General features: G+C 73.0%; 15 protein-coding genes and 1 pseudogene. 9 read left to right on the forward strand and 7 right to left on the reverse strand.

What is annotated here, in order from left to right; all coding sequences use genetic code 11:
• Positions 1-89: 89 nt before the first annotated feature.
• Entirely contained in the window at positions 90-1,424 is a 1,335-nt protein-coding gene (locus tag ACJ9NR_RS32090) for a glycoside hydrolase domain-containing protein (protein ID WP_412491192.1), read from the forward strand.
• Between the two features lie 9 nt (positions 1,425-1,433).
• Here the strand turns inward: ACJ9NR_RS32090 and ACJ9NR_RS32095 are convergent, their stop codons facing one another.
• The gene (locus tag ACJ9NR_RS32095; protein WP_412491191.1) at positions 1,434-2,192 is read right to left on the reverse strand and encodes a MerR family transcriptional regulator; all 759 of its coding nucleotides are present in this window, start codon (positions 2,190-2,192) and stop codon (positions 1,434-1,436) included.
• Between the two features lie 189 nt (positions 2,193-2,381).
• Between ACJ9NR_RS32095 and ACJ9NR_RS32100 the strand changes: the two genes are divergently transcribed.
• The gene (locus ACJ9NR_RS32100) at positions 2,382-3,371 is read left to right on the forward strand and encodes a PfkB family carbohydrate kinase (RefSeq protein WP_412491190.1); all 990 of its coding nucleotides are present in this window, start codon (positions 2,382-2,384) and stop codon (positions 3,369-3,371) included.
• Here ACJ9NR_RS32100 and ACJ9NR_RS32105 read toward each other — a convergent pair.
• Positions 3,352-4,836 carry a M1 family metallopeptidase gene (locus ACJ9NR_RS32105; RefSeq protein WP_412491189.1) on the reverse strand — a complete coding sequence of 495 codons (1,485 nt, stop codon included), beginning with the start codon at positions 4,834-4,836 and terminating at the stop codon, positions 3,352-3,354. The two genes, ACJ9NR_RS32100 and ACJ9NR_RS32105, sit on opposite strands and share 20 nt — an antisense overlap.
• Before the next feature lie 228 nt (positions 4,837-5,064).
• Here ACJ9NR_RS32105 and ACJ9NR_RS32110 point away from each other — a divergent pair, with 228 nt between their 5' ends.
• The 4 genes from ACJ9NR_RS32110 (at position 5,065) to ACJ9NR_RS32125 (ending at position 9,100) form a co-directional block, all read left to right on the forward strand.
• The gene (locus ACJ9NR_RS32110; protein ID WP_412491188.1) at positions 5,065-6,090 is read left to right on the forward strand and encodes an oxidoreductase; all 1,026 of its coding nucleotides are present in this window, start codon (positions 5,065-5,067) and stop codon (positions 6,088-6,090) included.
• Positions 6,091-6,303: 213 nt separating this feature from the next.
• Positions 6,304-7,944, forward strand: coding sequence for an ABC-F family ATP-binding cassette domain-containing protein (locus ACJ9NR_RS32115; RefSeq protein ID WP_412491186.1), 1,641 nt, complete (start codon positions 6,304-6,306; stop codon positions 7,942-7,944).
• Between the two features lie 204 nt (positions 7,945-8,148).
• Positions 8,149-8,523: a roadblock/LC7 domain-containing protein gene (locus ACJ9NR_RS32120; protein WP_412491184.1), complete on the forward strand. Its 375-nt coding sequence runs from the start codon at positions 8,149-8,151 to the stop codon at positions 8,521-8,523.
• 205 nt (positions 8,524-8,728) lie between these two features.
• Positions 8,729-9,100: an ArsR/SmtB family transcription factor gene (locus tag ACJ9NR_RS32125; protein WP_412491183.1), complete on the forward strand. Its 372-nt coding sequence runs from the start codon at positions 8,729-8,731 to the stop codon at positions 9,098-9,100.
• 344 nt (positions 9,101-9,444) lie between these two features.
• Here the strand turns inward: ACJ9NR_RS32125 and ACJ9NR_RS32130 are convergent, their stop codons facing one another.
• The 3 genes from ACJ9NR_RS32130 to ACJ9NR_RS32140 form a co-directional block, all read right to left on the reverse strand.
• Positions 9,445-11,826, reverse strand: a complete 2,382-nt coding sequence (locus tag ACJ9NR_RS32130) for a Tex family protein (RefSeq protein WP_412491182.1) — start codon at positions 11,824-11,826, stop codon at positions 9,445-9,447.
• A gap of 100 nt (positions 11,827-11,926) precedes the next feature.
• The gene (locus ACJ9NR_RS32135; RefSeq protein ID WP_016431377.1) at positions 11,927-12,058 is read right to left on the reverse strand and encodes an LPFR motif small protein; all 132 of its coding nucleotides are present in this window, start codon (positions 12,056-12,058) and stop codon (positions 11,927-11,929) included.
• Positions 12,059-12,118: 60 nt separating this feature from the next.
• Complete coding sequence (locus ACJ9NR_RS32140; protein WP_412491181.1) at positions 12,119-12,988, reverse strand: SCO6745 family protein; 870 nt, start codon at positions 12,986-12,988, stop codon at positions 12,119-12,121.
• 279 nt (positions 12,989-13,267) lie between these two features.
• On the opposite strand from ACJ9NR_RS32140, the pseudogene ACJ9NR_RS32145 reads away from it, so the two are divergent.
• Both ACJ9NR_RS32145 and ACJ9NR_RS32150 read left to right on the forward strand, forming a co-directional pair.
• Positions 13,268-13,558 (forward strand): annotated as a pseudogene (locus tag ACJ9NR_RS32145) (helix-turn-helix domain-containing protein); the annotation flags it as partial.
• 28 nt (positions 13,559-13,586) lie between these two features.
• A complete protein-coding gene (locus tag ACJ9NR_RS32150) occupies positions 13,587-14,237 on the forward strand; it encodes a DJ-1/PfpI family protein (RefSeq protein ID WP_412491180.1) in 651 nt (216 codons plus the stop codon).
• On the opposite strand, the gene ACJ9NR_RS32155 is transcribed toward ACJ9NR_RS32150, so the two are convergent.
• The gene (locus tag ACJ9NR_RS32155) at positions 14,191-14,964 is read right to left on the reverse strand and encodes an enoyl-CoA hydratase/isomerase family protein (protein WP_412491179.1); all 774 of its coding nucleotides are present in this window, start codon (positions 14,962-14,964) and stop codon (positions 14,191-14,193) included. The genes ACJ9NR_RS32150 and ACJ9NR_RS32155 overlap by 47 nt on opposite strands.
• A gap of 265 nt (positions 14,965-15,229) precedes the next feature.
• Here ACJ9NR_RS32155 and ACJ9NR_RS32160 point away from each other — a divergent pair, with 265 nt between their 5' ends.
• Positions 15,230-15,739 carry an ATP-binding protein gene (locus tag ACJ9NR_RS32160; RefSeq protein WP_412491858.1) on the forward strand — a complete coding sequence of 170 codons (510 nt, stop codon included), beginning with the start codon at positions 15,230-15,232 and terminating at the stop codon, positions 15,737-15,739.
• Positions 15,740-15,742: 3 nt separating this feature from the next.
• Here ACJ9NR_RS32160 and idi read toward each other — a convergent pair whose 3' ends face one another.
• Positions 15,743-16,336: an isopentenyl-diphosphate Delta-isomerase gene (idi, locus tag ACJ9NR_RS32165; protein ID WP_412491178.1), complete on the reverse strand. Its 594-nt coding sequence runs from the start codon at positions 16,334-16,336 to the stop codon at positions 15,743-15,745.
• Between the last annotated feature and the right edge of the window lie 51 nt (positions 16,337-16,387).

The following is a 16,387-nucleotide window of genomic DNA, read 5'->3' on the forward strand; positions in this document are numbered from 1 at the left end:
CCGGCACGAGGCCGTTCGGCCCATGGCAGGGCCCTGAGCACGGCGCCCACCCTGACGGCATCTCAACTTCTCACCGCCGGGGGGCCGTCATGCCGCACCTGCACTCCGTCCTGCGAAGACTGCTCGCCGTCTCCTCCGCCTGCGCGCTGGGCACGACGACCGCGCTGGTCCTCGCCCCGGCGGCCGCCGCCGAACCGGCCACGGCCGCCGGCTATCCGTCCGGGGCGAGCGCGACCCGCTACTCGGGCCTGGCCCTCGACACCTGTACGGCCCCTCCGCTCGCGTCCGTCCAGGCGTGGAGCGCCTCGCCGTACCGCGCCCTGGGCGTCTACGTGTCGGGCGTCAACCGCACCTGCGCCCAGCCGCAGTTGACCGCCTCCTGGGTGGCCTCCGTGACGCAGCTGAGGTGGCGTCTGCTGCCCATCCACAAGGGGCTGCAGCCGCCCTGCGGTGCCCGCCCCACCGACGCCAAGATCAGCACGACGGCGGCGACGGCCCGAGCCCAGGGCACCGCGGCCGCCACCGAGGCGATCACGGCCGCCAAGGCGCTCGGCATGCAGCCGGGCAGCGCCCTCTACAACGACATCGAGAACTACAGCCAGACGGACACCGCGTGCCGCACGGGGGTCCTGACCTACCTGTCGGCCTGGACCCGGGAACTGCACCGCCTCGGCTGGGTCTCCGGCGTCTACATGAACCTCAACCTGGGCGCGAGGCAACTCGCCGACGTCTACACCTCCACGGCCTACGCGCGCCCGGACGCCCTGTGGATCGCCCGCTACGACGGGGTCGACTCCGTCAAGGGATGGACCGGCATCGCCGACTCCAAGTGGGCCGTCCACCAGCGCGCCAAGCAGTTCCGCGGCGGTCACGACGAGACCTACGGCGGCGTCACCCTCAACATCGACAGCGACCGCGTCGACGCTCCCACGGCGACGGTGGCCCTCTCCTACAAGGTGACCAGCACCACCGCGCTCAACGCGCGCAGCGGGCCCTCGACGTCGTACGGGGTCGTCACCTCCTACGCGCCCGGCGCGACCGTGCGCGTCGTCTGCCAGGCCCCCGGCGCCAAGATCGGCACCACGAGCGTCTGGGACAAGCTGACCAACGGCAGTTACGTGACGGACCATTACGTCAACACCGCCTCCACCACCGGTTACACCGCGCCCCTGCCGCGCTGCACCTACCCGTACCAGGTGACGGCCGCCGCCGGCCTGACCGAGCGCAGCGGCCCGGGGACGAGCTACACGGCCGTCGGCACCTCCGCGAACGGCGCGGTCGCCTGGGTCACCTGCCAGCGTTCCGGCTCGGCGGTCGGCAGCACGAAGATCTGGGACCGGCTGGAGAACGGCCACTACGTCTCCGACCACTACGTCGCGACGCCGAGCAGCACCACCTACAGCAAGCCGGCGCCGCGCTGCTGAGCCACTCGCTCACCGGCCGCCGGGCCACCCCGGTCGTCCCCCGTCCCGCCCCGGCTCCGGACGGGTGTCCGCGAGCCACTGGTGCACCTCCTCCTTGAGCGAGCGCTGGAAGGTCGTCAGCAGCGCCTGCACCACGAGGGGCTGCATGTGCGCGGACAGCAGCTTCACGTCCTGCTCGGCCCGCTCGCCGACCTCGCCGCGGAAGAGCTGCGACAACTCGTGCGCCGCCGCGCGCGAGTGCTCGATCAGCACCTTGCGCGACGCGAGGATGGCCGCCTCGGACAGGGGTACGTCCAGCAGTTGCACCCCGAGCCGGAGCAGCCCCGTGTCGACCCGGAAGGCGTCCCCGTCGGCCCGGACGACCCCCATGGCGGTCAGCCGCTCGACGTCGTCCCCGCTCAGCGGCCGACCGGCCCGGCGGTCCAGCTCCCGCGCCGTCAGAGTCTCCACGGTGTCCGGCGCCCACGACGCCACGACGGCCCGGTGGATCGCCAGGTCGTGGTGGCTGAGGTCGGCCGGCAGCTGCTCCATGTAGCGCTCGATCGCCGCCAGGGTCATGCCCTGGTGCTGGAGCTCCTCGATGAGCGCCAGCCGGGCCAGGTGCTGCTGCCCGTAGTGGCCGACCCGGCGCGGACCGATCACCGGCGGGGGGAGCAGCCCCTTGGTGCTGTAGAAGCGGACCGTGCGGACGGTGACGCCGGCCCGGTTGGCCAGTTCGTCGACCGTGAGCGTCGGCTCTCCGGGGTCGTCGTCGGTGTCGGTCGTCATGTGCAGCAGTATCGCTGTCTCACCAGGACTGTGAAACCGGTGGGACGTCGCACGGGCCGGTCCGGCGCTCTGCGCTCGGCGTCGGGCCGCCGGGGCGCCGGCCTCACCCGGCGGCCGGTGCCCGTGCGTGGGTAGGGTGCGGGCCGGGGCCGCCGGGGCCACCGTGTGCGACCACAGGGAGGGCGCGGAATGAGCCGTGACATCGATGTTCTCGTGCTGGGCGGCGCGGGCGTGGACACGATCGTGTACGTCCCGCGGCTGCCGCTCCCGTACGCCGACAGCTACCTGGTCGAGCGGGGCATCCGTACCCGGGCCGGCCAGACCGGCGACTTCGTCGCCCTGGGGCTCGCCGCGCTCGGCCTGCGCGTGCACCACCTCGACATGCTCGGCGACGACGCCGAGGGCGAGCTGGTACGGGCCCTGCACCGCGAGAAGGGCATCGCCCTCACGGCGGTCCCGCAGCCCGCGGGGACCAAGCGCGCGGTCAACCTGGTCGGCCCCGACGGCAGGCGGCTGTCCCTGTACGACGCGAGCCGCACCCGGTTCGAGGACCGTTTCCCCGAGGACACCGTGGGCGCCCTGGCCGCGGCGAGCCGCCACGTCCACGTCACCATCACCCAGCCCTGCGCGGACACCCTGCCGCTGCTGCGGGAGACGGGCGCGACCGTCTCCACCGACCTGCACGACTGGGACGGCGAGAACCCCTACCACGAGCCGTTCGCCCACGCGGCGGACCTCGTCTTCCTCTCCGCCACCGCCCTCGCCGACCCCGAACGCACCATGCGCCGCATCGCCGACCGGGGCCGCGCCGAGGTGGTCGTCGCCACGGCGGGCGCGAAGGGCGCCTACCTCCTGTCCGACGACGAACTCACCCACGTACCGGCCGCCGTGCCCCCCGCGCCGGTCCTCGACTCCAACGGCGCGGGCGACGCCTTCGCGGCGGCCTTCCTGCACGGCTGGCTGAACAGGGAGACACCGCACCGCAGCGCCGTCCACGGCTCGGTCGCGGGCGCCCACGCCTGCACGGTCCCGTCCACCGAGACGCGGTCGATGACGCGCGAGGAACTGCTTGCGGGCGTGGCGAGCCTTGAGGGGCGCGGGAACCGCGCGACCGCCGACGCACGGCCCCCGGCCCCCGCACCACCGGACCCGGCGGGCCCTAGTGGACGTCGTTCGTAGCCGCGATCTTCTTCCACGACCTGGGCTGCGGCATGGCGGCGGACCCGGCGATCGCCGCCCCCTTCGCCGCCGGTGCCGCGGGCTTGGACGGCTGGAACAGCCACGTGTCGAACAGCGGCCCCAGTGACGTGCCCGACACCTTCTCCGCGTACGCCTCGAAGTCGGCGACGGACGCGTTGCCGTACGCGTGCTCCTGCGGCCAGCCCTTGAGGACGGCGAAGAACGCGTCGTCGCCGATGGCGTTGCGCAGGGCCTGGATGGCCAGTGCCCCGCGGTCGTAGACGGCGATGTCGAACTGGTTGTCCGGACCGGGATCACCCGGCGCGACCTTCCAGAACGGGTCGTCGGCGGGATGCTCGGCGTACACGTAGTCGGCGAGTTCCTGCGTCGTGCCCTCGCCCTCGTGCTCGGACCAGAGCCACTGGGCGTACCGCGCGAAGCCCTCGTTGATCCAGATGTCCTTCCAGCCCTTCAGCGACACGCTGTCGCCGTACCACTGATGGGCCAGTTCGTGGACCACGACGGACGCGTTGGAGCCGCTCGCGAACTGCCTCGGGCTGTAGTAGACGCGGGTCTGGGTCTCCAGGGCGTACCCGGTCGTCGTGTTGGGGACGTAGCCCCCGGCCGAGCTGAACGGGTACGGCCCGAAGTAGCCGCTGAGCCAGTCGACGAGTTCCCCGGTCCGCTCCACGCTCGCCCGCGCGGCCCCGTCGTCGTCGCCGAGGTCCTTGCTGTAGGCGTTGACGACCGGTACCCCGCCCTCGGAGGTGCCGGTCGTGATGTCGAACCTGCCGATCGCCAGCGTGGTCAGGTAGGTGGCCTGCGGCTTGTTCTCACGCCAGTTGTAGCGCGTCCAGCCGAGCTGCGAACGCGTGGACTGCAGTGTGCCGTTGGAGAGGGCCTGCGTGCCGTTCGGCACGGCGACCGACACGTCGTAGGTCGCCTTGTCCAGCGGGTGGTCGTTGCTCGGGTACCACCACCAGGCCGCCTCGGGCTCGTCCGCCGCGACCGCCCCGTCCGGGGTGCGGTGCCAGGTGTTGAAGCCGTAGGCGCTCTTCGTCGACGGCACCCCGCTGTAGCGCACGACCACGGTGATCGGGGTGCCCTCGGCCAGCGGGGTCCTCGGCGTGATGACCAGTTCGTGCTGGCCGGAGGTGGTGAAGGAGGCCCTGGCGCCGTTGACCCGGACCTCGCTGACGTCCAGCAGGAAGTCGAGGTCGAAGCTGGACAGGTCCTGCGTGGTCTTCGCGAGGATCGTCGCCGTACCGGACAGCTCGTCCGTCGTGGGCCGGTACTTCAGGCGCAGGTCGTAGTGGGAGACGTCGTATCCGCCGTTGCCGTAGGCCGGGTAGTAGGGGTCGCCGATGCCCGGAGCGCCGGGGGACCAGCTCGCGGCGGACGCCGGGATCGCCAGCATCAGGGAGGCCGCGGCGAGAGCGCCCGGCGCGATGATTCTGCGGTGCACGAAAGCTCCAAGTCGTAGGGGCACGAGGTCGGTCCGGAGCCCGTGGAGTCCCTGAGTCCGTGGGCGTGTCCATGGCCCCGTCTGTCACTCGATCGCCATTCGGCCGTCAGGCACCACCTCGTGACAAGGCCCGATCCGGCCACACACGTTCCGCACGGCCCGCGCCCGCACGGCAGCCGGCCGGACGCACCGTGCACGGAGGGCTCCCCTGGTGGGAATACTCGGGTCATGTCTGCCGCATACGCGACCTTCGGCCTGGCACCGGCGATGCGTGCCGGTGGACTTCTCGCAGACGGTGACTACCAGGTCCACCGGGACTTCGTGGACTTCATCGTCGACGGGCGGCCGCTGCTGTTCCGGCTCTCCGACCTCGACGCCGTCTCCCCGCTCGCCTCCGACGTGCCGCCCGCGATCTTCACCGAGCAGGTCCGCAGCCTCATGCTGGAGGCGGAGGCCCCGCTCCCGGACGGCCGGTACGTCGTCTACGGCTGCCCCGAGTGCGCGGACCTGGCCTGCGGTGCGGTCACCGCGGTCATCGAGCGGGACGGCGAGGACGTCGTCTGGCGGGACTTCGCCTGGCAGACCGGCGAACACGCCGATCCGGAGCTCAACGGCTACCGCGGAATAGGCCCCTTCCGCTTCCGGGGTGAGCAGTACCGCGAGGCGCTCGCCGCGCTCCTCGACGGCGGCAACGCCCCGGGCACGCGCCGCCGGGTGCTGCTCGTCGGCGCCCGGGTCGCCCTGCTCGCCAGACTGGCCGCGGCCCTGCGCATCATCGGTATCGGCGCCGACATCGCCCAGGACGCGCGCGGCGTCCCCGCTGACGAACTGCGCGGCTACGGCGCGGTCGCCTTCGGCCGGGCGGTCGGCCAGGAGCAGCGGGCCGAGGTGCGGCGCTGCTTCGAGCGGGCGGGCGTCGAGGTGGCGTACGTCGAGGGTCTCGCCCCGATCGTCCCGCTCCTGGTCGCCCAGATCGAACACGCCCTGGACCGCAGCCCGGTGGAGCGGCGCCGGCTGACCCGGCTGGTGGCGGCCGGCGGCGAGGCGGGCGTCGAGCTCAGCGCGCCCTGCCGGGTCCGCCTGACCGCCTACCGCCTGGACCGGCTGCACCGCACCCGCGTCCACGACGTCTTCGACGGCGTCCTCGAGGCGGGCCGGCACCGCATCGCCCTGGACGCCAGGGCGCTCAGGGGCGAGTCCTTCGTGGTGGCGCGGACGGCGGGGAGTGTGCTGGTGCAGGCGCCGGCCCGCTGAGAACGCCGAGGCGGCGGGCCCGCGGCGACGGCGAGTGCCGCAACAGGCAACGTTCGCCCCGTCGCGACGCCCGGCACGCACTCTCGCCGCACCGGACGAAACCCCGAGTACGTCCAGTACGAGGGCTTCCGGCCGGCACACCGAGAGCACGCACCGGACGCCGCTCCTTGACGGGCAAACGTTGCCTGCCGCGGCACTAGGATCGGCGGCCTGATGACTGCCACTCTCGTCGCCAAGAACCTCGCCGCCGGACACGGTGACCGCTCCCTGTTCGCCGGGCTCGACCTCGTCGTCGCACCCGGCGACGTGATCGGGCTGGTCGGTGCCAACGGCGCGGGCAAGTCCACGCTGCTCAGGATGCTCGCGGGACTCCTCGCACCGGAGCAGGGCGAGCTGCGGCTCTCCCCGCCGACGGCGACCGTCGGACACCTGCCGCAGGAGCCGGAGCGGCGCCCCGGCGAGACGATCCGGGAGTTCCTGGCCCGCCGTACCGGCGTCGCCGAGGCCCAGCGCGTACTGGACGAGGCCACCCAGGCGCTGGTCGACGGCGCACCCGGCGCCGACGACGCCTACGCGACCGGCCTGGAGCGCTGGCTCGACCTCGGCGCGGCGGACCTGGCGGAACGGGCGGCGGAGACCGCCGACTCCCTCGGCCTGGCGGTCGGCCTGGACCAGCCGATGACGTCCCTGTCCGGCGGCCAGGCGGCCCGCGCCGGACTCGCCTCCCTCCTGCTGTCCCGCTACGACGTCTTCCTGCTCGACGAGCCGACCAACGACCTCGATCTGGACGGCCTGGAACGCCTCGAACGGTTCGTCTCCGGGCTGCGTGCCGGCGCCGTCGTCGTCAGCCACGACCGCGAGTTCCTCACCCGCACGGTCACCAAGGTCCTCGAACTCGACCTCGCCCAGGGGCGGACCAGCCTCTACGGCGGCGGCTACGCGGCCTATCTGGAGGAGCGGGAGGTCGCCCGCCGGCACGCCCGGGACGACTTCGAGGAGTACGCGGACAAGAAGGCCGCGCTCCATGAGCGGGCGCGGACGCAGCGCTCCTGGATGGACAAGGGCGTGCGGAACGCCCGGCGCAAGGCGGGCGACGACAACGACAAGATCGGCCGCAAGTTCCGCAGCGAGGCCAGTGAGAAGCAGGCGGCGAAGGCCCGGCAGACCCAGCGCATGATCGAACGGCTCGAGGTCGTCGAGGAGCCCCGCAAGGAGTGGGAGCTGCGCATGGAGATCGCGTCGGCCCCGCGGTCGGGCGCCGTCGTGGCCACGCTGCGCGACGCCGAGGTCCGGCGCGGCGGCTTCACCCTCGGCCCGGTCCGGCTGCAGATCGACTGGGCGGACCGGGTGGCGGTGACCGGGGCCAACGGCGCCGGCAAGTCGACCCTCCTGGCGGCCCTGCTGGGCCGGATCCCGCTCGACGCCGGCACCGCGACGCTCGGCTCCGGCGTCCTGGTCGGCGAGGTCGACCAGGCCCGCAAGCTGTTCCACGGCGCGGAGCCGCTGCTCGACGCCTTCCGGGCGGCCGTGCCCGACACCGAGCCGGTCGAGGTGCGCACCCTCCTGGCCAAGTTCGGCCTGGGGAGCGACCACGTCCTGCGCCCGTCCGCGACCCTCTCCCCGGGCGAACGCACGCGCGCGGCCCTGGCGCTGCTGCAGGGACGGGGCGTCAACCTGCTGGTCCTCGACGAGCCGACCAACCACCTGGACCTGCCGGCCATCGAACAGCTGGAGTCCGCCCTCGACGCCTACCGGGGCACCCTCCTGCTGGTCACCCACGACCGCCGCATGCTGGACGCGGTCCACGTCACCCGCCGCCTGGAGGTGGCGGACGGCAAGGTGACCGAGCGCTGAGCCGCCTGCGGCACACCCGTCCGCGTCAACTTCGCCTCCTGTCATGGCAGTTGCGGACCGCCGAACGATCCGGTCGCGCCGTTGTTCGGTCGTCGGAGGTCAGTCCCAGAGAGTTCCTCCTGCCGTGACGGCGGCGTGCGTACGGTCCGGAGACCGAGCGGGTCGCGCACGGCCCGCGCACAACGGCACGCAATGGGAGGCGCTGTGGCGAGTGTGGAAGTTTCGCTGAAGGAGATGATGGCGGGGATCGAGGGCGCCCTGGGAGCCGCCGTGGTCGACTACACCAGCGGAATGGCCCTGGGCACGCTGGGCGGGAGCAAGGAGCTGGACCTGACCGTCGCCGCGGCCGGCAACACAGATGTCATCCGGGCGAAGGTCCGCACCATGGAACAGCTGGGCCTCAAGGGCCTGATCGAGGACATCCTGATCACGCTGGACCGCCAGTACCACGTGATCCGCCTGGTGAAGAGCCGCACGGGCAACGGACTGTTCCTCTACCTCGTCCTGGACAAGGCCAACTCGAACCTGGCGATGGCACGCCACCAACTCAAGCGGGTGGAGGAGGCGATCGAGATCTAGCGCGCCCGAGGACGCCGGCGGCCACGTCTGCCCATGATGTGAAGAATTCTTCAAGTCACCACATCAGCATGGTGCCAATGTGCGTCCCCGCCGGGTCCGAGGCGTGAAGGATCGGCACCCAAGGCGGTCCGGGGTGCGGCGGCGTCCTGCGACGCCGTCGCACCGCGGCGGCCGCAGCCCCACCCACCCGACCAGGAGCGAGCCCATGCAGGCCCCCCTCTACCAGGTCAAGGCAGAGTTCTTCCGCATGCTCGGCCATCCCGTGCGCATCCGGGTGCTGGAACTGCTCCAGCACGGGCCGGTCTCCGTACGTGACCTGCTGGCCGACATCGACATCGAACCGTCCAGCCTGTCGCAGCAACTGGCCGTCCTGCGGCGCTCCGGCATCGTCGTGTCCATGCGCGAGGGCTCCACCGTCCGCTACGCGCTCGCCGGGGGAGACGTCGCCGAACTCCTGCGCGCCGCCCGCCGGATCCTCACCGAGCTGCTCGCCGGCCAGAACCAGCTCCTCACCGAACTCCAGCGGGCCGACGCCCCGGCCACCCTGCACACCACCAGGTCAGGCACGGTGCGGTGATCTCAGCGGCCGGCGCCCCACGGCGCCGACCGGCCGCAGGGAGCGGGGGACGGGGGTGAGCGCCAGGTCGCCGAAGGCACCCGAGCCGGTGCGGTCCTTGAACGGCGTCCAGGGCGCGCGCCCGGCCGAGGCCACCGCGTCCTGCCGCCGCCGGCGGCAGGCGCGACGGCGGTCGTCGTCCGGCTGACGCGCCGCGGGAGCCGATGAGCGGCGCGGCCCCTGCCCGGCCCGGCACAGGTCGGTCCCACCCGGCGCACGGCCGGCCCGAGGAGCGCGGGGCCGCGGACCGGTCGCGGCCGGCCGCGACCGGTCCGCGGCCGACCACGAGCCCGTTGCCCGGGGCCTCAGCGCCTGCCGTTCTTCGGATCCAGCAGTCCGGCCCGCCGCAGCGCGTCGGCCATCGCGCTGTTGGCGGGCGGCGGCGCCTGCCGTGAGCCCCCGCCCTGCCGTGAGCCGCCGCCCTGCCGCCGCTGCTGGGGCGGGCGCCCGCCGCGCTGCCGGCGCTCACCGCCGCCGCCCTGCTGCCCCTGCGCTGCCGCCTCGTCGTCCAGGCGCAGCGTCAGCGAGATCCGCTTGCGCGGGATGTCGACGTCGAGGACCTTGACCTTGACGATGTCGCCCGGCTTGACCACGTCCCGCGGGTCCTTGACGAAGGTCTTGGACATGGCGGAGACGTGCACCAGGCCGTCCTGGTGGACGCCGACGTCGACGAAGGCGCCGAAGGCCGCGACGTTCGTGACCACGCCCTCCAGGACCATTCCGGAGGACAGGTCGGAGATCTTCTCGACGCCCTCCTTGAAGGTGGCCGTGCGGAACGCCGGACGCGGGTCGCGCCCGGGCTTCTCCAGCTCCTTGAGGATGTCGGTCACGGTCGGCAGACCGAACGTCTCGTCCACGAAGTCGTCCGGCCTGAGCGAGCGCAGCACCGACGTGTTGCCGATGAGTGACGCCACCTCCTGGCCGGAGGTCTTCACCATGCGGCGCACGACCGGGTACGACTCGGGGTGCACGCTGGAGGAGTCCAGCGGGTCGTCGCCGCCGCGGATGCGCAGGAAGCCCGCGCACTGCTCGTAGGCCTTGGGGCCGAGCCGTGCCACGCCCTTGAGTGCCGTACGGGACGTGAAGGGGCCGTTGGCGTCGCGGTGGGCCACGATGTTCTCGGCCAGGCCGGAGGTGATGCCGGAGACCCGGGCCAGCAGCGGGGCGGAGGCGGTGTTGACGTCGACGCCCACGCCGTTGACGCAGTCCTCGACCACCGCGTCCAGCGAACGCGACAGCTTCACCTCGGACAGGTCGTGCTGGTACTGGCCGACGCCGATCGACTTGGGATCGATCTTCACCAGCTCGGCCAGCGGGTCCTGGAGGCGCCGCGCGATGGAGACGGCGCCGCGCAGGGAGACGTCCATGTCGGGCAGTTCCTGGGAGGCGAAGGCGGAGGCCGAGTACACGGAGGCGCCGGCCTCGGACACCATCACCTTGGTGAGCTTCAGCTCCGGGTGCCTGGCGATGAGTTCACCGGCGAGCTTGTCGGTCTCGCGGGAGGCCGTGCCGTTGCCGATCGCGATCAGCTCGACCGCGTGCTGCCCGGCCAGGCGGGCCAGCTTGGCGATCGCCTCGTCCCACTTGTTGGCCGGGACGTGCGGGTGGATGACGTCGGTCGCCACCACCTTGCCGGTGGCGTCGACGACGGCGACCTTGACGCCCGTACGGAAGCCGGGGTCCAGGCCGAGCGTCGCGCGGGTGCCGGCCGGGGCGGCGAGCAGCAGGTCGCGCAGGTTGGCCGCGAACACCTGCACGGCCTCGTCCTCGGCGGCCGTGCGCAGCCTGAGCCGCAGGTCGATGCCGAGATGCACCAGGATGCGGGTGCGCCAGGCCCAGCGCACGGTCTCCACGAGCCACTTGTCGGCGGGGCGCCCGCGGTCGGCGATCTGGAACCTGGCGGCGACGGCGCCCTCGTACGACGACGGGCCCTCGGTGGGCTCCTCGGGCTCCAGGACCAGGTCGAGGACGCCCTCCTTCTCGCCGCGCAGCATCGCGAGGACGCGGTGCGAGGGCAGCTCGGTGAACGGCTCGGAGAAGTCGAAGTAGTCGGCGAACTTGGCGCCCGCCTCCTCCTTGCCCTCCTTGACCTTGGCCGCCAGCCGCCCGCGCACCCACATGCGCTCGCGCAGCTCGCCGATGAGGTCGGCGTCCTCCGAGAAGCGCTCGGTGAGGATCGCGCGGGCGCCGTCCAGCGCGGCCTGCGCGTCGGCGACGCCCTTGTCCGCGTCGACGAACGCGGCGGCGGCCGCGAGCGGTTCGACACTCGGATCGCCGAGCAGCCCCTCGGCCAGCGGCTCCAGGCCGGCCTCGCGGGCGATCTGCGCCTTGGTGCGCCGCTTGGGCTTGTAGGGCAGGTAGATGTCCTCGAGCCGGGCCTTGGTCTCGGCGGCGCGGATCCGCGCCGCCAGCTCCTCGGTGAGCTTGCCCTGCTCGCGCACCGACTCGAGGATCGCGGTCCGGCGCTCCTCCAGCTCCCGCAGGTAGCGCAGCCGCTCCTCGAGCGTGCGCAGCTGCGCGTCGTCGAGCATCTCGGTGGCTTCCTTGCGGTAGCGGGCGATGAAAGGCACCGTCGAACCGCCGTCGAGCAGTTCCACGGCAGCCTTCACCTGCCGCTCCCGTACGCCGAGTTCCTCGGCGATCCTGCCTTCGATGGTCCCGACTGTGCTGGACCCGGGTGTCGTCACGATCCCGTACCGCCTTCTCACTGAGGTTGCGCCGCAATTGTGGCAGGTGGCACCGACAGTCGGGGATCAGGGCGGCACCCGGCGGGCCGGGACGGCTCCCTCAGGCTCCGCGGCCGCGCGCGGTGGACGAGGCTCCGCCGAAGAGGCGGGCCAGGGCCCGGAAGGGCAGCGTCACGACGGTGGCGATGGCGCCACCGATCTGGCGCAGCACGTCGGCTATCGCTCGGAACACGGACTTCCCCTTTCCTCTCCCGGCCACGACGGCCGGGGGAGGTCGGGTACCCCGTTTCGCTCAGCCCTTGCCGATCAGGTCCGCCGGGAAGGCTCCGGCGCCGAGCGCGGCCCCCGCGAAGGTCTTGCCCAGCTCCGTCAGGCGCGCGACGCCCTCCGGGCCCAGGTGCTCGTAGGGGGCCCGGTCCAGCCGGTCCGTCTCCGCCTCGATCTCGGCGCGCAGCGCGACGCCCCGCTCGGTCAGCTCGCCCGCCGCGTCCAGCAGTCCGCGTTCACGCAGCCGGGCGCAGGCGGCGTCCCAGTCCTCCTGGCTCCAGCCGCGCGTGCCGAACACCCACTTCGGCGTCATGCCCTTGCCGGTCGCGGTGTGGGTCACCACGGCCTCCAGGCCGTCCAGTTCGGCGGACATCAGCACGGCGACATGGCCGTCGCCGCGGTGCTCGCGCAGCAGCGTGGCGGCGTGGAACAGCGCCAGGTGCGGCCGGTCGGGGACGGGCAGGTCGGCGTGGGCGGAGTACAGCGGCCGGGCCGGGCGCGTACAGGCCTCGGTGGCCCGCAGGGCCAGCCGTGCCGCCTCGGCCATCTCCCGCGAGGCCAGCGTCTCCTCGCCCAGCAGGCGGCGCAGGGTCGCGTCGGCGGCACGCGCGCGTGCGGCGAGCGTCTGCGCTGGCGTGGCGCTCTCCCATACGGCGGGCACGTGCCGGGCCACGAGCTCGTACTTGTAGTTGTAGAACGCCGCCGCAACCGTGCCCGGGCCGACCGGCCCCAGCGCGGCCGCCCGGACGGCGAAGTTGCGGGCCTTGGGGTGGGTGATGCCGAGCGCGTCCAGTTCCTCGCCCAGGTCGGGCGAGAAGTAGTGCGTCGCGTGCAGGGAGTTGAGCACGTTGTGGCAGCGGCGGCCGGCGCGTGCGTCGAGGGCGGCAGTAGTCATGACCGGCAGGCTACCGACTGGTTGGTACGTAACTCCAGGGCCGGCCGCGCCGGGACGGTAAAGGTGATCCTGCCATGGCGGGAAAGGTGGGATCCTCGTCATTGCGGCCATCGGAACGGACCGCCAAGAATCGAGGGCATGCGAACCGTCCTGGTCGTCCTCTCCGACGACGTGCAGAGCCTCGACGTCTCGGGCCCGGTCGAGGTCTTCGACGGCGCCGAGCTGCACTGCCCGGGGGACCAGCCGCTGGTCGGTGTGCGACAAGCTCGCCCGCGAGCACCCGGCGAGGACCTGGCGGTGGAGCGGCTCGCCGGCCGCGCCCGGCTCCCGCCCCGCCGCTTCGCCGGCGCCTTCCAGGCCGAGACCGGCATGACGCCGGGCCGCTACGCCGACCGGGTCCGCCTCGGACACGCCCGCCGCCTGCTGGAGGACACCCCGGACGGGATCGGGGAGATCTCCCGGAGCTGCGGCTACGGCACCCCGGAGGCGATGCGCCTGGCCTTCGTCCGCACGCTCGGCGCGGCGCCCGCCGAGTACCGGCGCCGGTTCCGTCCGGCGCCCGCCCACTGAGCACCCGCCTCACCGACAGGGGGAAGCCATGCAGTTCGCGATCCTGCTCTACGACCGCTTCACCGCGCTCGACGCGGTCGGCCCGTACGAGACCCTCGGCCGTCTGCCCGGTTCCGAGACCGTGTTCGTCGCCGAGCGGACCGGTCCCGTCCGCACCGACGGCGGCAGCCTCGCGCTCATCGCGGACAGGACCCTGGAGGAGGTGGCGGACCCCGATGTCGTGATCGTCCCGGGCGGGCCCGGGCAGAGCGCGCAGATGGAGAACACCGCCCTCCTCGACTGGATCCGCAGCGCCGACCGCACGAGCACCTGGACGACCTCGGTGTGCACCGGCTCCCTGCTGCTCGCCGCCGCGGGGCTGCTCGACGGCCGCCGCGCGACCTCGCACTGGCTGGCGCTGGAGGAGCTGAAGCGGTTCGGCGCCGAGCCCACCGGTGAACGGGTGGTCGCCGACGGCAAGTACGTCACCGCCGCCGGCGTCTCCTCCGGCATCGACATGGGGCTCGCGCTGCTCGGCCGGATGGCGGGCGACACGGTCGCCCAGGCCGTACAGCTGGGGATCGAGTACGACCCGCGGCCGCCCTACGACGCCGGGTCCCCGGACCGGGCGCCCGCGGACGTCGTCGCGCTGCTCAGGTCCCGGAGCCGGTTCGTCCTGGGCACGGAACCGACCACGTGAAGCGCGGCCGGCGGCGCTCCAGGAAGGCGGCGACCCCCTCCGCGGTGTCGCCGCTGCCGCGCGCCTGTTCCGCCCAGTACGCGTCCCGGCCGGCGCGGCCGTCCGCGAACTCCTTCGCCGCCGCCTGGGTCAGCTGCGAGCGGGAGGCCAGGATCCGGGTGTACTCCGTGACCCGCTTGGCGAGTTCGCCCTCGGGCAGCACCTCGTCGACCAGGCCGGTGCGCAGCGCCCGTGCCGTGTCGATCAATTCGCCCGAGAACAGCAGGTGCTTGGTGGCCGCGGGCCCCACCAGCGACACCAGTCGCCGGGTGGCGGAGGCCGGGTAGACGATGCCGAGCTTCGCGGGTGTCACGCCGAACAGCGCGCCCTCCTCGGCGAAGCGCAGGTCGCAGGCGGCCGCGAGCTGCGAGCCGCCGCCGACGCAGTGTCCGCGCACGGCGGCCAGCGTCGGCTTGGGGAACGCGGCCAGGGCCTCCTCCGCAAGGACCGCGAGCGCCTGCGCCTGCTCCGGTGAGCTCCGCAGGGTGGAGATGTCGGCGCCCGCGCAGAACGTCGTGCCCTCGCCGGTCAGCACCAGCGCCCGTACGCCCGGGTCGGCGGCGAGGGTGTCGAGCAGCGGCGGCAGCGCGGCCCACATCGCGGCCGTCATGGCGTTGCGCTTGGCCGGATGGTGGATGACGACGGTGGCGACCGAGTCGGCGACGCCGTGCAGCAGCTGGGGCTCCATGGGGCGGATGCTAGCCGCCCCGCCCGGCGTGTGATCGGCACGGGCGGGACGAATGGGCGAGCCTGCCACCAAACCCGTACAACCCGAAAAGTTCGCGAAGGCGCTCCACGGGTGACAGGAGCAGTCCCACAACTGACGGTGTCATACGCCAACGGTCAGAAACGCTCGATTACCGCTGACTTCTGTTCAGTCATCCGGAGCGGAGCGGGGCATTACCAACACTCGACGTGTGGTGACAATCGAGCGCAAGGGTGGCGACCTCACGATGGACAACCACGGGCGCGGGACCGGCCCACGCCCGGAGGGCGGGGACGAGGGGCCCGGCGACCCGGAACCAGCGGGCCCGTTGCCGTACGAAGGCGTCTGGCGGTTCACCGCCCCCGCCGTCGACGCCTCGGTCCCGCAGGCGCGACACGCCGTCCGCGACCTGCTGCACCGCCAGGGGGTGCCCATCTCCGACGACCTCGTCCACGGCCTGCTGCTGATCGTCTCCGAGCTGGCCACGAACGCCGTCAAGCACGCGGCGCTGCTGTCGCCCGTGCTCGCCGTGGAGGTCGCCGTGGGCGCCGAGTGGGTGCGGGTGTCGGTGGAGGACAACCACCCCTACCGCCCGACCGCCCTGGAGGCCGACCACGCCCGCACCGGCGGCCGCGGACTGCTGCTGGTGAGCGAGATCGCCCGGGAGGCGGGCGGCGTGTGCGACGTCGAGCACACCGCGAGCGGCGGCAAGGTGATCTGGGCCGCCCTGCCGCTCAAACCCGTGCGGGTGCCCTGAGCCTCACCAGCCGGCCGACGGGCCGGTCAGCTCCCTGATCGCCGGGCGCGCCGCGTCCAGCACCGTCATGAACCAGGCCGAGAAGGTGTCCTCGGCGTGCCGCTCCGCCAGCTCCGCGGGGGTCACGAACGCGGTCTCGCCGACCTCCTCCGGGTCCGGCCGCAGCGGCGCCTGCACCATCCCGACGAACAGGTGGTTGTACTCCTGCTCGACCAGGCCCGAGGCCGGGTCCGGGTGGTTGTAGCGGACCGTCCCCGCCTCGGCGAGCAGCGAGGGGGAGACCCCCAGCTCCTCGTACGTCCGCCGGGCCGCGGCCGCGAAGGGCGCCTCGTCGGGGTAGGGGTGGCCGCAGCAGGTGTTGGACCACACGCCGGGGGAGTGGTACTTGCCCGGCGCCCGCTGCTGCAGCAGCAGCCGGCCGTGCTCGTCGAAGAGGAAGACGGAGAAGGCGCGGTGCAGCTGCCCTGGTGGCTGGTGGGCGGCGAGCTTCTCCGCGGTGCCGATCGTGACGCCGTTCTCGTCGACCAGTTCCAGCAGAATCGCGTCAGCGGTGCCGTTCGACGGCGTGTGCGTCGCGGTGGCAGGTGTGATCGGCATACCCATCCTTCGCATCGGTCTTCGCGCCCCAAGTGTGCCGCACGAAACCGG

This window comes from Streptomyces sediminimaris, assembly GCF_047049295.1.
Lineage (GTDB): Bacteria > Actinomycetota > Actinomycetes > Streptomycetales > Streptomycetaceae > Streptomyces > Streptomyces sediminimaris.

What these genes read in the sequence shown, in the direction of transcription:
- ACJ9NR_RS32090 (WP_412491192.1), top strand. Translation starts at nt 90, where the DNA reads ATGCCGCACCTGCACTCCGTCCTGCGAAGACTGCTCGCCGTCTCCTCC.
- ACJ9NR_RS32095 (WP_412491191.1), bottom strand. Translation starts at nt 2,192, where the DNA reads ATGACGACCGACACCGACGACGACCCCGGAGAGCCGACGCTCACGGTC.
- ACJ9NR_RS32100 (WP_412491190.1), top strand. Translation starts at nt 2,382, where the DNA reads ATGAGCCGTGACATCGATGTTCTCGTGCTGGGCGGCGCGGGCGTGGAC.
- ACJ9NR_RS32110 (WP_412491188.1), top strand. Translation starts at nt 5,065, where the DNA reads ATGTCTGCCGCATACGCGACCTTCGGCCTGGCACCGGCGATGCGTGCC.
- ACJ9NR_RS32115 (WP_412491186.1), top strand. Translation starts at nt 6,304, where the DNA reads ATGACTGCCACTCTCGTCGCCAAGAACCTCGCCGCCGGACACGGTGAC.
- ACJ9NR_RS32125 (WP_412491183.1), top strand. Translation starts at nt 8,729, where the DNA reads ATGCAGGCCCCCCTCTACCAGGTCAAGGCAGAGTTCTTCCGCATGCTC.
- ACJ9NR_RS32140 (WP_412491181.1), bottom strand. Translation starts at nt 12,988, where the DNA reads ATGACTACTGCCGCCCTCGACGCACGCGCCGGCCGCCGCTGCCACAAC.
- ACJ9NR_RS32150 (WP_412491180.1), top strand. Translation starts at nt 13,587, where the DNA reads ATGCAGTTCGCGATCCTGCTCTACGACCGCTTCACCGCGCTCGACGCG.
- ACJ9NR_RS32155 (WP_412491179.1), bottom strand. Translation starts at nt 14,964, where the DNA reads ATGGAGCCCCAGCTGCTGCACGGCGTCGCCGACTCGGTCGCCACCGTC.
- ACJ9NR_RS32160 (WP_412491858.1), top strand. Translation starts at nt 15,230, where the DNA reads ATGGACAACCACGGGCGCGGGACCGGCCCACGCCCGGAGGGCGGGGAC.
- idi (WP_412491178.1), bottom strand. Translation starts at nt 16,336, where the DNA reads ATGCCGATCACACCTGCCACCGCGACGCACACGCCGTCGAACGGCACC.